Origin of the sequence: Nocardioides sp., from assembly GCF_016462705.1 — a bacterium.
Classification (GTDB): Bacteria; Actinomycetota; Actinomycetes; order Propionibacteriales; family Nocardioidaceae; genus Nocardioides.
The window spans coordinates 1-17,957 of sequence record NZ_JAEMSS010000010.1 but is presented as its reverse complement, the minus strand read 5'-3'; the positions used below and the strand labels follow the sequence as shown (position 1 = coordinate 17,957).

At 72.5% G+C, this 17,957-nt stretch carries 19 protein-coding genes; 4 read left to right on the top strand and 15 right to left on the bottom strand.

Annotated features, from left to right (window positions below; all coding sequences use genetic code 11):
• Position 1: 1 nt before the first annotated feature.
• The 5 genes from JHD21_RS02395 to JHD21_RS02375 form a co-directional block, all read right to left on the bottom strand.
• Positions 2–961, bottom strand: coding sequence for a haloalkane dehalogenase (locus JHD21_RS02395; RefSeq protein WP_292671350.1), 960 nt, complete (start codon positions 959–961; stop codon positions 2–4).
• 10 nt (positions 962–971) lie between these two features.
• Entirely contained in the window at positions 972–2,669 is a 1,698-nt protein-coding gene (locus tag JHD21_RS02390; protein ID WP_365695385.1) for a DEAD/DEAH box helicase, read from the bottom strand.
• A 92-nt stretch (positions 2,670–2,761) separates the two neighbouring features.
• Positions 2,762–3,046: a DUF3039 domain-containing protein gene (locus JHD21_RS02385; RefSeq protein ID WP_292671348.1), complete on the bottom strand. Its 285-nt coding sequence runs from the start codon at positions 3,044–3,046 to the stop codon at positions 2,762–2,764.
• Positions 3,047–3,068: 22 nt separating this feature from the next.
• Positions 3,069–3,638 carry a YqgE/AlgH family protein gene (locus JHD21_RS02380; protein WP_292671346.1) on the bottom strand — a complete coding sequence of 190 codons (570 nt, stop codon included), beginning with the start codon at positions 3,636–3,638 and terminating at the stop codon, positions 3,069–3,071.
• A gap of 85 nt (positions 3,639–3,723) precedes the next feature.
• Positions 3,724–4,245 carry a hypothetical protein gene (locus tag JHD21_RS02375; RefSeq protein WP_292671345.1) on the bottom strand — a complete coding sequence of 174 codons (522 nt, stop codon included), beginning with the start codon at positions 4,243–4,245 and terminating at the stop codon, positions 3,724–3,726.
• A 159-nt stretch (positions 4,246–4,404) separates the two neighbouring features.
• On the opposite strand from JHD21_RS02375, the gene JHD21_RS02370 reads away from it, so the two are divergent.
• Positions 4,405–5,121 carry a TetR/AcrR family transcriptional regulator gene (locus JHD21_RS02370; protein WP_292671343.1) on the top strand — a complete coding sequence of 239 codons (717 nt, stop codon included), beginning with the start codon at positions 4,405–4,407 and terminating at the stop codon, positions 5,119–5,121.
• 24 nt (positions 5,122–5,145) lie between these two features.
• Here JHD21_RS02370 and JHD21_RS02365 read toward each other — a convergent pair whose 3' ends face one another.
• The 7 genes from JHD21_RS02365 to JHD21_RS02335 all read right to left on the bottom strand — a co-directional run bounded on the left by JHD21_RS02365 (position 5,146) and on the right by JHD21_RS02335 (position 11,985).
• Positions 5,146–6,177: a DUF3048 domain-containing protein gene (locus tag JHD21_RS02365; protein WP_292671341.1), complete on the bottom strand. Its 1,032-nt coding sequence runs from the start codon at positions 6,175–6,177 to the stop codon at positions 5,146–5,148.
• Positions 6,178–6,272: 95 nt separating this feature from the next.
• Positions 6,273–7,040 (bottom strand): 3-oxoacyl-ACP reductase FabG, encoded by a 768-nt coding sequence (gene fabG / locus JHD21_RS02360; RefSeq protein ID WP_292671339.1) that lies wholly within the window; start codon positions 7,038–7,040, stop codon positions 6,273–6,275.
• A gap of 6 nt (positions 7,041–7,046) precedes the next feature.
• The gene (locus JHD21_RS02355) at positions 7,047–7,460 is read right to left on the bottom strand and encodes an HIT family protein (RefSeq protein WP_292671391.1); all 414 of its coding nucleotides are present in this window, start codon (positions 7,458–7,460) and stop codon (positions 7,047–7,049) included.
• Positions 7,457–8,875, bottom strand: a complete 1,419-nt coding sequence (locus JHD21_RS02350; protein WP_292671337.1) for a M15 family metallopeptidase — start codon at positions 8,873–8,875, stop codon at positions 7,457–7,459. Before JHD21_RS02350 ends, JHD21_RS02355 begins: the two co-directional genes overlap by 4 nt.
• A 14-nt stretch (positions 8,876–8,889) precedes the next feature.
• Positions 8,890–9,840, bottom strand: coding sequence for an oxidoreductase (locus JHD21_RS02345; RefSeq protein WP_292671336.1), 951 nt, complete (start codon positions 9,838–9,840; stop codon positions 8,890–8,892).
• A gap of 28 nt (positions 9,841–9,868) precedes the next feature.
• A complete protein-coding gene (locus JHD21_RS02340; RefSeq protein ID WP_292671335.1) occupies positions 9,869–10,705 on the bottom strand; it encodes an oxidoreductase in 837 nt (278 codons plus the stop codon).
• Entirely contained in the window at positions 10,702–11,985 is a 1,284-nt protein-coding gene (locus JHD21_RS02335; protein ID WP_292671334.1) for a hypothetical protein, read from the bottom strand. Before JHD21_RS02335 ends, JHD21_RS02340 begins: the two co-directional genes overlap by 4 nt.
• Before the next feature lie 37 nt (positions 11,986–12,022).
• Between JHD21_RS02335 and JHD21_RS02330 the strand changes: the two genes are divergently transcribed.
• Positions 12,023–12,637 (top strand): TetR/AcrR family transcriptional regulator, encoded by a 615-nt coding sequence (locus JHD21_RS02330; RefSeq protein ID WP_292671333.1) that lies wholly within the window; start codon positions 12,023–12,025, stop codon positions 12,635–12,637.
• Here the strand turns inward: JHD21_RS02330 and JHD21_RS02325 are convergent.
• Positions 12,573–13,733 carry a sulfotransferase gene (locus JHD21_RS02325; protein ID WP_292671332.1) on the bottom strand — a complete coding sequence of 387 codons (1,161 nt, stop codon included), beginning with the start codon at positions 13,731–13,733 and terminating at the stop codon, positions 12,573–12,575. The genes JHD21_RS02330 and JHD21_RS02325 overlap by 65 nt on opposite strands.
• 35 nt (positions 13,734–13,768) lie before the next feature.
• On the opposite strand from JHD21_RS02325, the gene JHD21_RS02320 reads away from it, so the two are divergent.
• A complete protein-coding gene (locus JHD21_RS02320) occupies positions 13,769–14,212 on the top strand; it encodes a nuclear transport factor 2 family protein (protein WP_292671330.1) in 444 nt (147 codons plus the stop codon).
• Positions 14,213–14,265: 53 nt separating this feature from the next.
• Here the strand turns inward: JHD21_RS02320 and JHD21_RS02315 are convergent, their stop codons facing one another.
• The gene (locus JHD21_RS02315; RefSeq protein WP_292671329.1) at positions 14,266–14,901 is read right to left on the bottom strand and encodes a hypothetical protein; all 636 of its coding nucleotides are present in this window, start codon (positions 14,899–14,901) and stop codon (positions 14,266–14,268) included.
• A gap of 150 nt (positions 14,902–15,051) precedes the next feature.
• Positions 15,052–17,028, bottom strand: a complete 1,977-nt coding sequence (locus JHD21_RS02310) for a clostripain-related cysteine peptidase (RefSeq protein ID WP_292671327.1) — start codon at positions 17,026–17,028, stop codon at positions 15,052–15,054.
• 142 nt (positions 17,029–17,170) lie between these two features.
• Between JHD21_RS02310 and JHD21_RS02305 the strand changes: the two genes are divergently transcribed.
• A partial coding sequence (locus JHD21_RS02305) for a hypothetical protein (protein ID WP_292671325.1) occupies positions 17,171–17,957 on the top strand: 787 nt, incomplete at its 3' end.

Here is a 17,957-nt window from a genome sequence, read left to right as displayed (position 1 = left end):
GCTACGTCGTCCTGACGACGTCGGCGACGACCCGGCCGAGCTCGTCGCCGGCGTCCTCCTGCACGAAGTGCCCGGCCCCGGCGATGGTGACGTGTCGTTGCCCGCGGGCGCCGGGGACGCGTTCCTGGAACACCGCGTCCCAGCCCCGGGTGGCCGGGTCGCCGTCGGAGTACGCCGTCACGAACGGCCGGTCGAACTGCTCGAGCGCCGCCATCGTCCGGCGGCCGATCCGGGCACCCGGGTCGTTGCGGGTCAGCGGCAGCAGCGCGGTCATCTGGCGCAGTCCGGCCGTGTGCTCGGGTGCCGGGAACGGGGCGTCGTACGCCGCCAGCACCTGGGCGTCGAGCGGCACGGTCGTCGCGGCGCCGACGAAGACGCTGGCCTGCAGCTCCGGCGCCCGCTGGGTGTAGAGCAGGTAGTCGACCAGCGCCTCCTCGAGCACCACCCGCGACTCGCCGTCACCGTGGACGGCCCACGTCAGCCGGCCGGCGAGCGCCGGGTCGGCGGTGTGCAGGATCGTGTTGGTGGTCACGACCCGGGCGAAGCGGTCGGGCTCCTCCGCCAGGACGCTGAGGCCGATCGGGCCGCCCCAGTCCTGCGCGACCAGCGTGATCCCCGTCAGCTCGAGCGCCCGCACCAGGCTCCGGGTCCAGCCGACGTGCCGCGCGAACGTGTAGTCGGTGGGCCGGGTCGGCTTGTCGGAGCGGCCGAAGCCGATGTTGTCCGGGGCGACCACCCGGAGGCCGGCGTCGACGAGCACGGGTACGACCGCGCGGTAGAGGTAGGACCACGTCGGCTGGCCGTGCAGCAGCAGGACGACGGGACCATCGGGCGGCCCCTCGTCGAGGTAGTGCATCCGCACCGGCGGGAGGCCGTCGGTCTCGACGTCGGCGTAGTGCGGCTGGAAGGAGTAGCCGGGGAGGTCCGCGAACCGCTCGTCGGGCGTGCGGGCGGTCTCCACGGCGAGGAGCCTAGGAGGTCTTGCGGGTGGCCGCCCACTCGCGGACCCGGGCGATCCGGGCGCGGAGCTGGGTCGCGTTGGCCACGGCTGCGGCCGGGCCGCCGCACTCACGGCGCAGCTCGGCGTGCGTCACGCCGTGCGCCTGGCCGGTGCGGTGGTGCCAGGCGGCGACCAGGCCGTTGAGCTCGCGGCGCAGGGCGGCGAGCTGCTCGTGCGTGGTGAGCTCGGTGACGGTCGGCTCGGGGGCCGCCGTGCCGCGGCCCTGGGACCGGCGCGAGGCCTGGCGCTGCTGGAGCAGCTCGCGCATCTGGCCGGGCTCGAGCAGGCCCGGGATGCCGAGGAAGTCCATCTCCTCGTCGGAGCCGACGTGGACCTCGCCCTCGTGGCCGAAGGTCGAGCCGTCGAACAGGACGTGGTCGAACCGCGCCTCGGAGCCGAGCGCCTCGAACGGCAGGCCGGACTCCAGCGCACCCTCGCCCTCCTGGGCCCGGGCGACCATCTCGTCCTCGGCGGCGAAGATGTCTCCCTCGTCGTTGACACGCCGGCCGAGCACGTGGTCGCGGGCCACCTCGAGCTCGGCGGCGTGCCCGAGCAGCGACGGCACGGACGGCAGGAAGATCGACGCGGTCTCACCCCGGGACCTGGCCCGGACGAAGCGGCCGACGGCCTGCGCGAAGAACAGCGGCGTCGAGGTCGTGGTGGCGTACACGCCGACCGCGAGGCGGGGCACGTCCACGCCCTCGCTGACCATCCGGACCGCGACCATCCACCGCTTGTCGCCGGCGGCGAAGTCGCTGATCTTCTTCGAGGAGCCGGGCTCGTCGGACAGCACGACCGTCGGCGACTCCTTGGTGACCTTCTTCAGGAGCGCGGCGTAGGCACGGGCGGAGTCCTGGTCGGAGGCGATGACGAGGCCGGCCGCGTCCGGCACGTGCCGCCGCACCTCGGAGAGCCGGGTGTCGGCGGCCGCCAGCACCGCCGGGATCCAGGCGCCCTGCGGGTCGAGCGCGGTCCGCAGCGCCTGCGCGTGCATGTCCTTGGTGAGCGGCTCGCCCAGGCGGGCGGCCACCTCGTCGCCGGCGCGGGTACGCCACTGGAGCTCGCCGGAGTACGCCATGAACAGGACGGGCCGGACGACGTGGTCGGCGAGCGCCTCGGCGTACCCGTAGGTGTAGTCGGCCGCCGACCTCGGGATGCCGTCGTCGCCGGGGGCGTAGGTGACGAACGGGATCGGGTTGACGTCGGAGCGGAACGGCGTGCCGGTCAGCGCGAGGCGTCGGTGCGCCGGCTCGAACGCCTCGCGGATCCCCTCACCCCAGGACAGCGCGTCGCCCGCGTGGTGGACCTCGTCCAGGATCACCAGCGTCTTGAACCGCTCGGTGCGGACCCGCATCGCGAGCGGGTTGACCGCGACGCCGGCGTAGGTCACGGCGATGCCGACGTAGTCCGCCGACGTCCTGCCCTTGCCCGCGGCGTACGCCGGGTCGATGGGGATCCCGGCCCGCGCGCCGGCCTCGGCCCACTGCTGCTTCAGGTGCTCGGTCGGCGCCACGACGGTCACCCGCTCGACGACCCGGCGGTTGAGCAGGTCGGCGGCCACCGTGAGGGCGAAGGTCGTCTTGCCGGCGCCGGGGGTCGCGACCGCGAGGAAGTCGCGCGGCTGCCGCTCGGCGTACTGCGCCACCGCCGCGGACTGCCAGGCGCGCAGTGAGCCCGCGGTGCCCCACGCCGCCCGCTCCGGCCAGGCCGGGGTGAGAGCGACCTGAGGGGGGAGCTGAGGGGCGGCGTCGTCGCCGCCGGTCACTCGGGACTGTCCGGGCCGTTGCCGGAGTCGTCGCCCAGCGACTCCCAGATCTCCTTGCACTCCGGGCAGACCGGGAACTTCTCCCCCGCCCGGCTGGGCACCCAGACCTTGCCGCACAGCGCGACGACCGGCGTGCCCATCACCATCGCCTCGGTGAGCTTCTCCTTGGGCACGAAGTGCGAGAACCGCTCGTGGTCACCCGCGTCCGTGGGGACGGTCCGCTCGTCCTGACGGACGTCGGTGTCGACAGCGGTGCCGGGCCCGAAACCGATGGTGCTCATTGGCTCCACCTTACGACGGTTGCTAGTTCAGCTCAGGATCGACGGGCCGCGTCGAGTGCCAGGCGAGCTCGCCGGGCTGGCGGCGCAGGACGTCCCGCTTGAGCTCGGTCGGGTCGGTCCGGAAGACGTCCGGGACCTCGCCCGGCACGACGTACCAGCTGCCCTCCTCGATCTCCGCGGCCAGCTGGGCGGCGCCCCACCCGGCGTACCCGGCGAAGATGCGCAGCCCGGCCAGGCTGTCGCCCACCAGCTCGACCGGGGTGTCGAGGTCGACCAGCCCGACGACGCCGCCCAGGGCGTCGTCCAGGGCCCGGAAGCCGACGGGCGGGTCGGCCGGGTCGCGCAGCCGGGCCACGGCCAGCGCCCCCTCGGTGCTCACCGGGCCGCCGCGGAACAGCACCTCCGGCTCGGCACACACGTCCGACCAGGGGTCGAGGACGTCGGCGACGGGCACCGGTGACGGCCGGTTGAGGACGACGCCGAGCGCTCCGTCCCCGTCGACCTCGAGCATCAGCACCACGGTGTCGGCGAAGTTGGGGTCGAGCAGGTCAGGCGTCGCCACCAGCAGCATCCCCGCGCGCACCTCGCCCACCCGGACAGTCTGCACAACAGGTGTTCGGGTGGGCGAGGTCTCCGCGGCTGACGGGAGGGAGGGGTGCCGGCCGCGGGTCGGGCGGTCAGGCAGCCAGCGCGGCCTTGAGCCGGCCGAGGAGCGTGGGCGGCCGCTCGACGAGGTCACGCGTCGCCACGTAGGTCTCGCGGGCCCGCGCCTCGATCCGGGCGCCGACGGTCGCCGAGGCGGCGTCGGCGGGTCCGCCGAGGCCGGCCATCACGGCGAGCAGGACGTGCTCCTTGGTCGCGGCGGTCCGGGCGACCCGCGCCATGTCGTCGTCGAGGGGGTGGTCGAGGTGGCGGTCGAGGATGGCGCGGACGCCGGGCATCTCGTCGGCGGTGCGGTGCCAGGCGGTCACGACCGCCCGCTCGAGGTCCATCGGCTGGGTCATCAGCTCGCGCTCGATCCGGCCGGCGAGGCGGGTGTGCCACCGCAGCTGGAGGGCGCCGAGCAGGTCGGTGGCGTCGGCGAAGGTCTCGGCGACACCGGGGACGTAGAGGGGGAGCTCGCCGTCGACGCGCTGGTCAGCGGTCTCGACGACGGCCCGGAGGACCTCGCCGCGGCGGTGGAAAGCGGTCCAGGTCATGGTTCTTTCCTCTCGGTGATCAGTCCGTCCGGTCGGACGGAACCGGAGCCCACATACCGTGGGTACGTACCGAGAGTACTGGCTCATACCGTCGGTACGCCAAGTTTTGACCACGTGATGATGGCCACCCGTACCTTCGGTCGGTATTACTCTGCCGGGATGCCCAAGTCCCCGATGCATCGACTGGTCCGCGAGGTGGCCAACGTCTCAGCCGTCACGGGGGCCACCAGGCGCCAGCAGTACTCCGCCTCCACCAAGCGCGCGCTGATCGACGTCGCCGAGGAGCTCTTCACCGAGTCGGGCTACGCCAATACCTCCCTCGACGCGATCGTCGCCGGCGCCCGGGTCACCAAGGGGGCGCTCTACCACCACTTCAGCGGCAAGCAGGCCCTGTTCGAGGCGGTCTTCGAGCGGGTCGAGTCCGACGCCTCCAAGGCCATCAACAAGGCGTTGCGCGGCAAGCGGGACCCGTGGGAGAAGGCGCAGGCCGGGCTGGCCGCGTTCCTCGAGATCGTGCGGCAGCCGCGCTACCGGCGGATCGTGATCCAGGAGGGCCCGTCCGTCCTCGGCTACGAGCGGTTCCGCGAGCAGGAGGAGCGCTCGACCTTCGGCTCGGTCCTCGACATCGTCCGCTCGGTCCTGGGGGCCGGCGACTGGGACCTCGACGAGGGCATGCTCCAGACCTTCGCCCGGATCTTCTTCGGCGCCATGTCGTCGGCCGGCGAGTCCGTCGCGACCGCCGAGGACCCCGAGCTGGCCGCGTGGCGGGTCGAGGCGGCCATCGGCTTCATGATCACCGGTTTCCAGACCCTCGCCGACGCGGGCGTCGACCTGCCCACGGCCCCACCGGCAGCGGAGGCCGACGAGCCGGAGTGACCCCGCGACCTTGCGCCGGCAGCCCTACTTCTTGGTGAAGGTGACGTCGCCACCGTCGACCGGGATCAGCTCGACCCAGGTGTGCCCGGTGGGGACGATGAGCTCGCCCGCCTGGGTCCTGAGCTCGATCGGCGACTCGAGGTCGGCCTTGCTCCACGTGCCGCGGACCAGGCGTCCGTTGTGGAAGAGCATGGCGGGGCCGGTGCCCTCCAGCTTGGTCTCGGGCACGGGGTTGCCGGCCGGGTCGGTGTAGCCGGCGTCGCCGACCTCGACCCGCAGCACCAGGATCGTGTCCGCCGGGAACGGCGCCTTGGGGTCGGCGTAGCTGTTCTCGTTGACGTAGCCGCCGCCGTTGAAGGTCCACTGGGTGGTGTGCCCGCCGGAGAAGCTGGCCGCGATCGTCTTCGCCGGCTGCCCCGCAGGCAGGTCCGCGGCGTCGCCCCACGGCAGGTAGTCGGCGGGCCGCGCCTCCTCGTCGGTCGACGCCGCCTTGGTCGTCTCCTCGAGGTCGGCCATCAGGTTGTACGGCGCGCTCCGGCTGTCCTCGCGGTAGAGGCCCGCGTCCCCCTCGGCGAAGAACGGGATGCCGGCGTCCTCGATCCGGTTGATCGTCACCGCGGCCGCGCCGGAGGTGACCATGGTCGCCCCCACCGGGGCGACGATGCCGATGTCGCTGGCCCGCATCGAGCGCACGGGACCCACCTCGGTGGGGATGTCGCTGTAGTAGAACGCCGCCAGCCGGGTGCTACCGCCCTCGACGAGCTCCTCGACCACGAGGTCGGCCGCGTCCAGGCCGACCTGCGGGGCGCTGGACGGGGTGTTGTCCATCTTCACGACCAGGACCGGGTGCTTCTGCGCCGCGCTCTGGTCGCCGCTCACGCCCAGGCCGGTCAGCGGCCAGGTCTGCGCGAGGGCGCCACCGCCGGCCACGGGCTGCGCCTCGGGGTCGTCTCCGCCGTCGTCCTTCTCGTCGCCCCCGCATCCGGCCAGCACCAGGCTGGCGGCAAGGGCGAGGGCGAGCGCCGAGGCGCTGGTCCGGTGAACACGCACGGACATGCTCCGATCAAAGGTCTACAAGTTTGCTCGACTTGAAGTGTGCGCCGTCCGGCCGAGCGGCTGCGGGAGGCGCGCCCGGGCGCGGACGCGGGCTGTCAGCCGAGCTTGGCGCCGCCGTCGACGTACAACGTCTGGCCGGTGATGTACGACGCCTCGTCGCTGCACAGGAACGCCGCCGCGGCCGCGATGTCCTCCGGGAACCCGACCCGGCGGACCGGGTTGTGCTCGGCGTTCATCTGGCGCAGCTGCTCGGGCTCCATCTTGAGCCGGCGGGCGGTGGCGTCGGTCATCTCGGTGGCGATGAACCCGGGCGCGATCGCGTTGGCGTTGATGCCGAACGGGCCGAGCTCGATGCCGAGCGTGCGGGTGAACCCCTGGATGCCCATCTTGGCCGCGGAGTAGTTGGCCTGGCCGCGGTTGCCGAGCGCCGAGACGCTGGAGAGGTTGAGGATCTTGCCGTACTTCTGCTCGACGAAGTGCTTCTGGGCCGCCCGGGTCATCAGGAACGCACCCCGCAGGTGCACGTTCATGACCAGGTCCCAGTCCTCGTCGGTCATCTTGAAGAGCAGGTTGTCGCGGGTGATGCCGGCGTTGTTGACCACCACGTGGATGCCGCCGAGCTCCTCGACGACCCGCGCGACCGCGGCCTCGACCGCCTCGGTGTCGCTGACGTCGGCACCGATGCCGGTGTGCTTCTGCCCGTCACCGCCGGGGAGCTTGGCCGCGGCAGCCGCGGCGGCGGACTCGTCGAGGTCCACGACCGCGACCGAGGCACCCTCCTCGGCGAACCGGGTCGCACAGCCGAAGCCGATGCCCTGCGCTGCGCCGGTGACCACTACTACGCGTCCGTCGTACCTACCCATGGGCGGTCACTCTAGGACCGCACGGAGGCGGGCGGCGTACTGCCCCTGCTCCTCGCTGTCGGCGTACTTCGTCCGCGGCCAGAAGAACCCGCGCAGGCCGTCGCCCTTGGTGCGCGGCACGACGTGCAGGTGCAGGTGCGGCACCGACTGGCTGACCACGTTGTTCATCGCGACGAAGCTGCCCTGGGCGCCGAGCGCGTCCACGACCGCGGTCGCGAGCCGCTGGGCGGCGGCGAGGAAGCCGTCGCGCAGCCCGGACGGCAGGTCGGGCAGGGTCACGACGTGCTCGCGCGGGACGAGCAGGACGTGACCCTTGAAGAGCGGCCGCGTGTCGAGGAACGCCACGAAGTCCGGCTCGTCGAGCACGAGGTGGGCCTCGACGTCGCCGGCCACGATGCCGCAGAAGACGCAGTCGCTCACTTGCACGGCACCAGGATCGAGCACCCTCGTGGGAACAGCACCTTCCCGTTGCTGCGCACGACGTCGAAGTGCTGGGTGTCGCCGTGGCCGTAGGTCCAGCGCAGCCCGTGCCGCGCCATGATCCGGACGACCGCGTGCGCCCGGGACCGCCAGGCCACGCGCGGGTGCGAGCGGGGCTGCCACCAGGCGTTCGGGACCAGGCCGGTCGCCGACCGGTAGGGGTTCTCCCACGTGTTGACGTCGAGGGACCGGCCGTAGGAGTGCGGGGACCGGACGCCCGGGTTGTTCACGACCTGACGACAGTTGAACGCCGAGGTGTTGCCGGAGGCCATCGACGCGTGGTCGTCGGCGCCCTGCAGCCGTGGTGACCAGCCGAACCGGTCCACCCGGTACATCGCCCGGATCGGCAGCTCGCGCTCGTACATCGCGGCAAGGGCGCCGGCCATGGCGCCGACTGCCCCGGCTGCGGCGACGATCTCGCCGCGCCGCCGGTAGCCGTCGTAGTCCCAGTAGTTGATCCTCAGCAGCCGCAGCCCGGCGCGGCCGACGGGACAGCCCGCGTGCCACAACCGGCCGGTCATGTCCCGCCACACCTGGTCCGGGATGCGGCTGATCACGGGGTTGGCACCCTCGCCGACGGCCCTCCGCTGGGGCGGCAGCTGGATCCGTGGCCGCGGAGCGGCGTCCGGGAGGTCGGCCGGCGGGGCGGGGGGAAGGTTGTCGACGCGGTGCACCCGGCTGCGGTCCCGCTCGGCCCAGGGCAACGGCCGGGTGCGCGCCTTCCAGCGGGTGTCCACGCGGGGTTCAGTGGTGAACGTGGCCGCGCCGGCGGCGTCCGTGGTCAGCCGCTCTACGGGTCGCCACGGCCCGTCCACCTTCCGGCGGAGGACCACGACGGGACCGGACACCGGCTCGCCGGCCTCGGTCGTCCACCGCACGGTCAGGTCGAGCGGCCGCTCGTCGACGACGGTCCGCGGTCCCGTCACCCGGACCCGGGTCCCCACCCGCACCAGCGGGACCTGGACGTCGGCGGACCGGGACGGGCCGCGGGTCCCGTCGCCGGCGTACGAGGCCCGGAAGACGTTGTCGTCGGCGTCCCGCCCGATGACGGCCGAGACCTGGGCCCGGCCGGAGACGTCCGTCGTCGCGGTGCCGGCCGAGGTCCACGCTCCGTCGACCCTGCGCTCGACGACGACCTGCGCACCCGGCACCGCGGCGCCGTCGGACGCGGTGAGCGTCGCCACCAGCGGCGAGGACTGCCCGGCGGGGCGTGGTTCACCGGCGAGCGCGAGCGTCGTCGCGTCCGCCGCCGAGGCCGGCCGGTGCCCGGCGAGTGGCGCCAGCGCCACCAGGAGGACGACGGAGAGGAGCAGTGGCAGGGCGCGCGTCAGCGCACGTGTCGACCCGAGTCGCATGTGGGCATGATGCCTCAGGCGAACGCGTCGACCCCGGTGAGCCGCGCCGACCACGCCCAGAGCCGGGCGGCGGCGGCCGGGTCCTGCGCGTAGGCCTTCACGCCGATGCTCTCCGCGGCCCGCACCTCGTCGTCGGTGGCGATCTCGGCGACCGCGACGTCCTCGAGGTAGCGGCCGCCGTGCGCCTCGAGCTCGGCGGCCGTCGCCGCCCACACCGAGGTCGCCGCGCCCTGCTCGGGGGTCTTGAACTCGGGGAGCACGAGCTCTCCGTGCTCGTCTCGGACCATGACCTTCTCCAGGTCGTCGGCGCCGAGGTGCCGGCCGAGCGGCGTCAGGATCGCGCCGGGGTGCAGCGAGAAAGCCCGCACGCCGTGCTCCCGTCCGAGGGCGTCGAGGTGCACGGCGAACAGCGCGTTGGCGGTCTTGGACTGCCCGTAGGCCTCCCACTTGTCGTAGCCGAGCGTGAACCACGGGTCGTCCCAGCGGATGTCGCTCAGGTGGTGGCCCGAGGACGACACGCTGACCACGCGCGCACCTCCGGTGAGGAGCGGCCAGAGCCGGTTGACCAGGGCGAAGTGCCCGAGGTGGTTGGTCGCCATCTGCAGCTCCCACCCCTGCGGGGTGTGGGTCTCCGGCGTGGCCATGATCCCCGCGCTGCCGATCAGGATGTCGAGGTGCGTCCCGTCGTCGAGCAGGGTCTGGGCGTACGCCGCCACGCTGGCCTGGTCGGAGAGGTCGAGGCTCTCCACCTCGATCTGGCCCACCTCGACCCCGGCGACGTCCGCCAGGACCTGCCGCGCCTCGTCGGGGCGTCGCGCGGGCACCAGCACGCGCGCGCCGGCCCTGGCGAGGGCCGCCACGGTGGCGGGGCCGATGCCGGAGTAGCCGCCGGTGACGAGCGCCGTGCGTCCGGTCAGGTCGACGCCGGCCAGCACCTCGTCGGCGGTCGGGTGGTCCGCAAGCACGCTCCAGCTCCTCACGTCACTGTTCACGTCACTGGCCGGCCGGGAAGCCCACGTCGAGGGTCACGGCCTCCCACTCGTCGATGGAGGCGAGCATCGCGGTCAGCTTCTCCCGGGTCGCCTGGAGGACGTCCGCGCCGAGCAGCAGGCGCAGCGGCGGCTTGTCGAAGGCGACCACCATCAGCACGGCCTCGGCGAGCTTGCGCGGGTCGCCGGGGAGATGGTCGGCGAAGGCCTTGATCAGCTCCTTGCGGGCGCCCACGCCCTCGGCGTACGCCTCGATCGGGGTCGCCGACTCGTGCATCGACCGCCGGGCCCAGTCGGTGCGGAAGGCGCCCGGCTCGATGGCGGTGACCTTGATGCCGAGCGGCCCGACCTCCTTGGCCAGGACCTCGGTGAGCGACTCCATCGCGAACTTCGTGGCCGAGTAGTAGGCGTTGGGCGGGTTGGCGACCAGCCCGGCCATCGAGGAGATGTTGACGATGTGGCCGCTCCCCCGCTCGCGCATCTGCGGCAGCACGGCCTTGGTCATGTCGACCGTGCCGAAGTAGTTGGTGTCGAACAGCGCGCGCACCTCGGCGTCGTCGCCCTCCTCGACCGCGGAGAGGTAGCCGTAGCCGGCGTTGTTCACCAGCACGTCGACGCCGCCGAACGCCGTGTCGGCGGCTGCCACCGCGTCCGCGATCTGTGCCTTGTCGGTGACGTCGAGGGCGACGGCGAGCGCGGTCCCGGGATGCGCGTCGGCCAGGCCCTCGACGTCGGCGACCTTGCGCGAGGTCACCACGACCTGGTGCCCGGCCTCGAGCGCCGCCCGGGCGATCTCGCGGCCGATGCCCGTGGAGCACCCGGTGACCAGCCAGCGGCTCATGCTGCTCCGCCCTCGCTTCCGTCCAGCTCGGGCAGGCGCTTGGCGACGTAGCCGGCGCGTCGGCTGGCCAGCTGCTCCGCACGCTCCTCGGCGCTCACCCGGGCCAGCCCGGGCACCTCGGCGTCGAGCCGGTCGAGCGGGAGGACGCGGCCACGCGCGGACAGGTCCGGCCGCGCGCCGCCCTCCGGGAACTCCGCCATCCGCAGCGTGAGGATGCCCTCGGGCAGCCCGCCGGTGTCGATCCAGTTGTGCACGCCGGGGTCCTCGCCGGCGATCACGTAGGTGTAGGTGCCGTCCTCGTTGGGCCGGGACTGCGCCTTGTTGAGGCTGCCGGTGCGGTCGAGCACGTCGAGCGTCGTGCCCCAGATGTTGGAGAGCGGCACCGTGAAGTACTCCGCACCCCCGTCGCTGACGTTGACGACGAAGGCCTCGTCCGGCCGGAGCACGAACCGCCCGGCGACGTAGACCTGGTGCCGCAGCCCGCCGGTGTGGTCGGCCGACCAGGCCAGGTTGACGTGGTTCTGCGGCGCCTTGTACATGCCGTAGGAGAGCTTGCCGGTGAAGTCGGCGAAGTGCGCCATCATCCTGGCCGTCGCCTCGGCCTGCTCGTCGAGGGTGAGCGCCGGCGTCGTCGGTGCGGCACCGAGCCGCTCGACGGCGATGTGGTTGGCGTCGTCCCTGCCCCAGTCGAGCAGCACGTCGCGGATGTAGAGCTCGTGCGCCTCGGGGGACGACCGGATGTGGTTCGGCCGGTCGCCGGCCGGGCCGGAGTCGACGGTGATGACGTAGGACCCGTCGGCCTCGACGTGCATCCGGCGGCCGTCGAGCACGTCGACGGTGCCCATGTGGGCGTCCCAGAGCGTGAAGTAGTTCTCGGTCATCCGGTTCGCGCCGACCCGGCCCCGGATCTCGTAGCGTTCCTCGCCCGAGATCGGGATGACGCGGTAGACGGTGTCGGGGTTGTCGATGCCCCAACGGCTGCCGGGCACCCGGCGCCCCTCGACCTGGTGCTCGAGGCGGGTGATCGTGGTGACCTTGGGCCGCAGCGGGTCCTGGTTGGACGACCAGACCGCGGCGGAGAACATGACCTCCTCGAACGCCGGCTCGAAGACGGCCCGCATCGCCTCGGACGCCTTGGCCCGCCCGAGCCACGTCGCGGCGACCTCGGCGTACGCCGCCCTGACGGTGGGGTGCTCGAACAGCTCGAGCGCGGCCAGCTCGTGCGCGTGCTGCTCGGCGGTGGCGACGGGGTGACCGGTGCTGTCAGCGGCGGGTGGCACCCGGCGAAGGTAGCGGGAAAATGCCAAAATGTCAGTTGTGACGTATTCGAAGTCCGCGCGCACCCGGGCCGCCCTGCGGGCCGCGGCGCTGGAGCACTTCGTCGCGCACGGTTTCGAGGCGGCCAGCGTGCCCGCCATCGCCGCGCAGGTCGGCGTCACCGAGCGCACGTTCTACCGGCACTTCGCCACCAAGGACGAGGTCCTCTTCGACGACGTGGGTGAGGCGTTCGCCTGGTTCGCCCAGGCCCTGCACGACCGGCCCGCGGAGGAGGACCTGGTGCGCTCGGTGCTCGTCTCGCTCGGGTCGGGGCCCACCGACCTGCAGCTGCTCGCCGAGATCGCCCGGCTGCGCAGCGAGCTGCTGGGCCCGGAACGGATCGGGCGGGTGTTCCGCGACCGGCAGAGCGCGGTCGCGCGCGAGGTCCGCGCGCTGCTGGTGGCGCGCGGAGCCGAGGACCTGGACGCCGCGGTCCGGGCCGAGGCCGTGGCGGGGGCGGTCTTCGCCGCGCTGGCCGTCTGGACCGAGGCCCCTCCCCCGCACGACCTGGCCCGGCTCGGCGAGCTGACCCGCGAGGCCCTGGAGACGATCAGGCCGGCGCTCGGAACCGGCGCTCGTAGTCCGCGAACCGGTCGCGAATCGACCCCTCGCTGAGCCCGAAGCTCTCCGGCGAGTAGTCGGGCCGGCCCGTCTCCCGCGGCCGCCGCTCCAGCCAGGCCCGCATGGCCGTCTCGGCCTCGGCCGTCAGCGTCATCCCCGCGGCGTCGTACACCGTGGCCATCGAGCCGATCGGGTCGGCGACGGCGTCCTCGAACCGCAGGTCGGTCACCGGCGCCTCGGCGCCCCAGCGGTCGCGGGTCGCCATCGCCCGGTCGTTGGTCCACCCCATCCGGTCCAGCCACTGCCGACCGATCCGCTCCCCGTCGACGGTGTCGGCGTGCATCGCGTGCAGCGTCGAGTTCAGGCTGGCGCCGGACGGGATGGTCTCCACCGGGTCCCGGTGCAGGTGCACGAGGTGAAGGTCGGGGAAGGTACGCCGGAGGTCGTCGAGGTAGCCGAGGTGCGCCGGCGTCTTGAGCACCCACCGGGTGGCTGACTCCCCACGCTGTCGCTTCTGCCACTGGAGGAGCTGGAGCATCCGGTGGAGGTGGGCGTACGCCGGCGCGAGGTCCGCGGTGTCCAGCCACTCGCGGTAGCCCGCCACGTCGGCACCCGACTCGGGGACGTGGGAGAGGAACGCGTCGGCGAGGAAGACGATCTCCTCCTCGGCCTCGAGGGCGTACATCGGGTGGATGGCGAACAGGTCCGGCGCGTGCTGCCTGGTCTGCTCCTCGCGCTCCAACGCCCTGGCGACCCGGGGATCCGCCGCCAGCGGGTCCCAGTCGAGCCGGGGCGCGACCTGCTGGACCTCCCAGCCGAGGGCGCTGTGCAGCCGGTCGTCGGCGGCGAGCAGCCGCTGGACGAGCGTCGTGCCGCTGCGCATCATCCCCACCACGACGACGGGCGCGGCGACCACCTCGTCGGCGATCTCCGGGTTCCGGCGGAACCACTCCTGTGCCCGGAGCCGCATCCGCAGGCTGTGCACGATGCCCTGGCGGAGGATGAACGCGCCGACGTCGTTCAGCCCCGCGTGGCGGTAGCTCTCCAGGAGGACGCCGAGCGGCTCCTCGAAGTCACCCGGGCCGAGGTCCTCGAGGCCCTCCTTGGCGCGCGCGTCGGCCACGACCGACGCCACGTCGAAGCCGTCCACGCGCTGAAACCTAGACGCATCACTACGCTGCGCGCGTGGACAGTGCCCGCGAGATCGAGAACCTGCTCTACACGTACGCCGAGCGGATCGACGCCGGCGACCTGGACGGGGTGGCCGACCTGTTCGCCCACGGCCGGATCCACGGCCAGGAGAACGGGCCGCCCGAGACCGTCTTCGAGGGCCGGGACGCCGTGCGTGCGCTCTACGGGATGGCGACCCGGATCTACGAGGACACCGGCACGCCGAAGACCAAGCACCTCACGACCAACGCGCGCATCGAGGTCGACGAGTCAGCCGGCACTGCCAGCGCACGGACCAGCTATGCCGTCACGCAGGCCACCGACGAGCTGCCTCTGCAGCTGATCATCACCGGCCACTACCAGGACACGTTCCGCCGCATCGACGGCGCGTGGTGGTTCGACACCAGGGTGATGTTCATCGACCAGACCGGCGACCTGAGCCACCACCTGAAGTTCTGAGAGCGGCCGGTCCATCCGACCGGCCGCTCCCAGAGCTCGAGTGTTGCTGCGGGTCAGGCGACGAACCCGACGCCGCCGACGAAGCAGGCCGCCGGTGCGGTGGCGACACCGCTGCCGAGCCAGTTCTGGAACTTGACGAGGACCTCGGTGCCGTTGGGGTTCGAGTAGTTGATCTCGACGCCCTGACCGTCGTCCGAGTGCAGGTTGCTGCCGTCGAGGACGACCGGCTGGCCCGCGTCGAAGTCACCCTGGTGCTCGTAGGTGTTGTCGGCGTCGTCGTTGCCGGCGCCGCTGCCGTCGTGGTCGTGGCTGTCGGCGAAGACCGCGGCGTCGTTGACCGTCGACTCCATCGTGATCACCAGGTCGTTGGCATCCACGCACGTCGCCTTCAGCACGAGGCCGCCGCCGTTGAAGATGACCTGCGGTGCCCCGCCCGCGACGCCCTTGTAGGAGATCCGGGTCGCCCCGTTCTCCGCCGAGGGCACGGTGTCGAGGGAGCTCTCCAGGACGTCCGCGCCCTTGATGCTGTCGTTCTTGACGTGCTTGCCCTTGACCGCGTTCTTCTTGATGTCGTTGCTCTGCACCGAGCCCTTGCCGGGCAGCGCGCCGGCTGTCCCGCCGAGGGCGACGACGAGCGCGAGGAGCGCGACGATCAGGGCCAGGGACGGCCTGCGTGAACTGCTCTGCATGCGAAGTCTCATCCTTTCGTGGGTCGCCGGCCATTGCCCCGAACCGGCCCGTGCATGTTTCCGCCCTGCGGGCCCGCCGCGCCATAGCCCATCCGGGCCACCTGCCAGCGGTCCGCCGTGCCCGTCAGCGTGCCGCGCCCCGCGTGCGGTCTACGGCACCTCGACCAGCGCGCTCAGCACGCTGGAGTTGCCCCCGAAGTCGTAGATCGACAGGTCGGCCTGGATCGTCGTGCCCGAGTCCAGCGGCACGAACTCGTAGGTGAGGTTCTCCACGTCGGAGTAGAGGCCGATGTCGGTCGTGGGCTCCCACACCTGGCTGCCGTCGGCGCCGATCGTCAGCACGTCGGGGATGAGGATGCCCTCGGGGTCGGGCGCGAGCTCGCCGTAGCCGCCCGACACCTCGTCGTAGATGTAGATCGTCTCGCTGACGAACTCGCTGGTCTCGGCGTCGAGGACCAGCGAGAGCAGCGCCTCCTGGGGGTCGGTCTGCTCGGGGTCCGTCGAGGCGTAGTAGGTCATCGGCACGTCGAAGAAGCCGGTGAGCAGGTCGTCGCTCAGGGTCAGGTCGACGTACGCGTACGCGACGTCCTCGCCGTCGCTGATCTGCAGCGACGTCAGGTCGTAGGCGCCAGACACGGTGCCGTCCTCGGCGAAGTCGGTGACCTCCTCGCCGAGGTAGGTGATCGAGCCGTCGTCGTTGACGACCGCGTAGCTGACCGTCGCCTCGGTGATGTTCCCGAACGCGGCGACGTCGAAGGTCCCCAGGAGGGAGATGGTCCCGTCGTCCTCGAAGCCGACCTCCGGTCCCGCCTCCGGGTCGGTGAACGCCGGCAGCTGCTCGGCCGGGATCGCCTCCCCGGCGCCGTAGTAGGAGTCGAGGAACCCGCCCCACGGACCGGCGCTGACGACCTCGGCGTACGCCGGGTCGGCGAGCTCCGCGACCGGCGGGAGGTAGATCGACAGACCGGTGGCGCCCGCGGTGCCGCTGCCCTCGATGTCCTCGAGCACGGCCGCGTCCAGGGCCGCGACGAGCTCGCCGGCCTGGGCGGCGACCTCCGGCGCGGACTCGCCGATCGACGAGGCCAGCAGGCCGAGGTCGCTGAGGTGCTTGTCCTGGGTCTCGTCGGGGCTCTTGCCGAAGGCGAGGGTCGTCGCCTCGGACTGGCCGACCGCGGGGGCCACGACCGTGGACTGCTCGCTCAGCGCCGCCGCGAAGTCGGCCACCGCGGTGTCGACCGCCTCCATCTGGGTCAGGTCGACCATCGAGAGGGTGATCTGGTCCTGGGTGCCCTGCTCCTGGGCCTGGGCCTGGAACCCGGCGATGATCGCGGACCCGAGCTCGTCGGCGGTCGCGTCGGGGTCGTCGGCCAGGACCTGCAGCGAGCCGTAGTCCCACCCGTGACCGGGCTCGAGCTCCTGCGAGGCCACCATCCGGTCCGCGAGCGGGGCCACCGCGCTGGCCACCTCGTAGTTGGCCATCAGGCAGGCGTCGAAGCCGAGCAGGTCGAGCTTGTCGACGCCAGCCTGCTCCAGCCCGCTCGAGACCGCCGAGGTGAGCTCGGCGAGGTCGAGGACGTCGTTGTCGCTGCCCTCGTCGGGGCCGATCCCGGGCCAGGAGGCACCGTGGTCGGAGATGATGAGCGCGTAGTGCCCGGCACGGTTCTGCTCGATGCCCTCGGCGATGAACTGCGCGAGCAGCGCGGGGTCGGCGGAGTTGACGTCACCGAGGTCCGACACGACCTCGGTCGTCCCGGGGGCTCCGAGGTCGAGCACCCGGCCCCCGACCCAGCTGCCCTGGTCGAGGAGCTCGTCGTCCCCGTACTCCGCGGACCGGTCCATCAGCTCCCGCACGTGGAGGTTCTCGTTCGAGCCGACCGCGCCGAGCTCGTTGACGTCCTCGACCATGAACGGCTCGAGGTTGGTGTCCGCCATCGAGTAGTGCAGGACCGTCCAGCCGTCGCCCTCGCGGCCCGTGTGCCCGCTGACCGCGCTGCCGCTGTCACCGGGCTCCTCGCCACCGTCGCCGCCGGCGTCGTCGTCCGACCCTCCCCCGGAACATGCCGCGGTGAGGAGCAGGACGGTGGCTGCGGCAGCGAGGCCGGAGCGACGAACGGGGCGTGGGGTCACTCGGGTGACGGTAGGTGCGCCACCGACGGGCGTCCGACGAACGGCCTGTTCCTGGAGACCGGGCTAGTCGGGCGGTGACCCAGCGCCTCGCGAACGCCGGCACGGATTCCTCACCTCTGGCGAGTGCCTGCCGATCTCGACTGTGAACCCGCAAGCGATGAAGGGCTGTGGCCACGTGCACGACCACAACCGGAGCCAGGGCGTGCGGGTGACCGCGGTGTCACTGCTCGCGACGCTCGGCTCGGTCGTGTTCGTCGCGGCGGAAGCGGGCGTGATCGCGGTCCGGGGTCCGCTCGTCGAGATCGTGATCGGGGTGCTGTGCTGCCTGCTCGGGACACTCCTGTGGCGCGACAGGTCCGTCGAGTCCTCCGAGCGCGGCGTACGCGCCTCGTTCGCGGCGGCGGTCGGCGTGATGGGTGCCGCTCTCGTGCTCCAGGGGTGCGTCGACACGCTCATCTCCCACCAGCTCCTGGACGCGGGGCTGCGCACCGCCGCCTTCGGTCTCGGTGGCGTGGCGTTCACCTCCTTGATCTACCGCGGGCTGGTCCACTGGAACCAGTTCCGGGTCGAGGCGACCGACTCCGGGGACTGGCTCAACGGCGTCGCCGGGGTTCTCGCCGCCACCAGCATGGGCCAGGTCGTGGTGTCGTGCGTAGGCGCACCGATGTCGCACTGGCCGGACTTCCAGCAGCTGCTGTGGCTCCTCAACGCCTCGACCCTGCTCGTCCAGCTCGGCACGGCCGCCACCGTCGGCGTGCTCGGTGGGATGACCCGGGACCGGCGCCTCCACCTCGTCGTCGCGGCGTTGACCTCCGCAGCGGTCGCCAACCTGGTGGCCGGCCTGCTGGCCGGCCCGGCGGTCAACGCGGCGGTCGGCAAGGCGGGGTGGGTGGGCGAGCAGGCCCCTACCTGTCAGCCGCCACATCCTC

Excerpts from the sequence above, each read along its gene's own strand:
- JHD21_RS02385 (WP_292671348.1), bottom strand. The coding sequence starts at position 3,046 with ATGAGCACCATCGGTTTCGGGCCCGGCACCGCTGTCGACACCGACGTC.
- JHD21_RS02375 (WP_292671345.1), bottom strand. The coding sequence starts at position 4,245 with ATGACCTGGACCGCTTTCCACCGCCGCGGCGAGGTCCTCCGGGCCGTC.
- JHD21_RS02370 (WP_292671343.1), top strand. The coding sequence starts at position 4,405 with ATGCCCAAGTCCCCGATGCATCGACTGGTCCGCGAGGTGGCCAACGTC.
- JHD21_RS02365 (WP_292671341.1), bottom strand. The coding sequence starts at position 6,177 with ATGTCCGTGCGTGTTCACCGGACCAGCGCCTCGGCGCTCGCCCTCGCC.
- fabG (WP_292671339.1), bottom strand. The coding sequence starts at position 7,040 with ATGGGTAGGTACGACGGACGCGTAGTAGTGGTCACCGGCGCAGCGCAG.
- JHD21_RS02350 (WP_292671337.1), bottom strand. The coding sequence starts at position 8,875 with ATGCGACTCGGGTCGACACGTGCGCTGACGCGCGCCCTGCCACTGCTC.
- JHD21_RS02340 (WP_292671335.1), bottom strand. The coding sequence starts at position 10,705 with ATGAGCCGCTGGCTGGTCACCGGGTGCTCCACGGGCATCGGCCGCGAG.
- JHD21_RS02315 (WP_292671329.1), bottom strand. The coding sequence starts at position 14,901 with ATGCAGAGCAGTTCACGCAGGCCGTCCCTGGCCCTGATCGTCGCGCTC.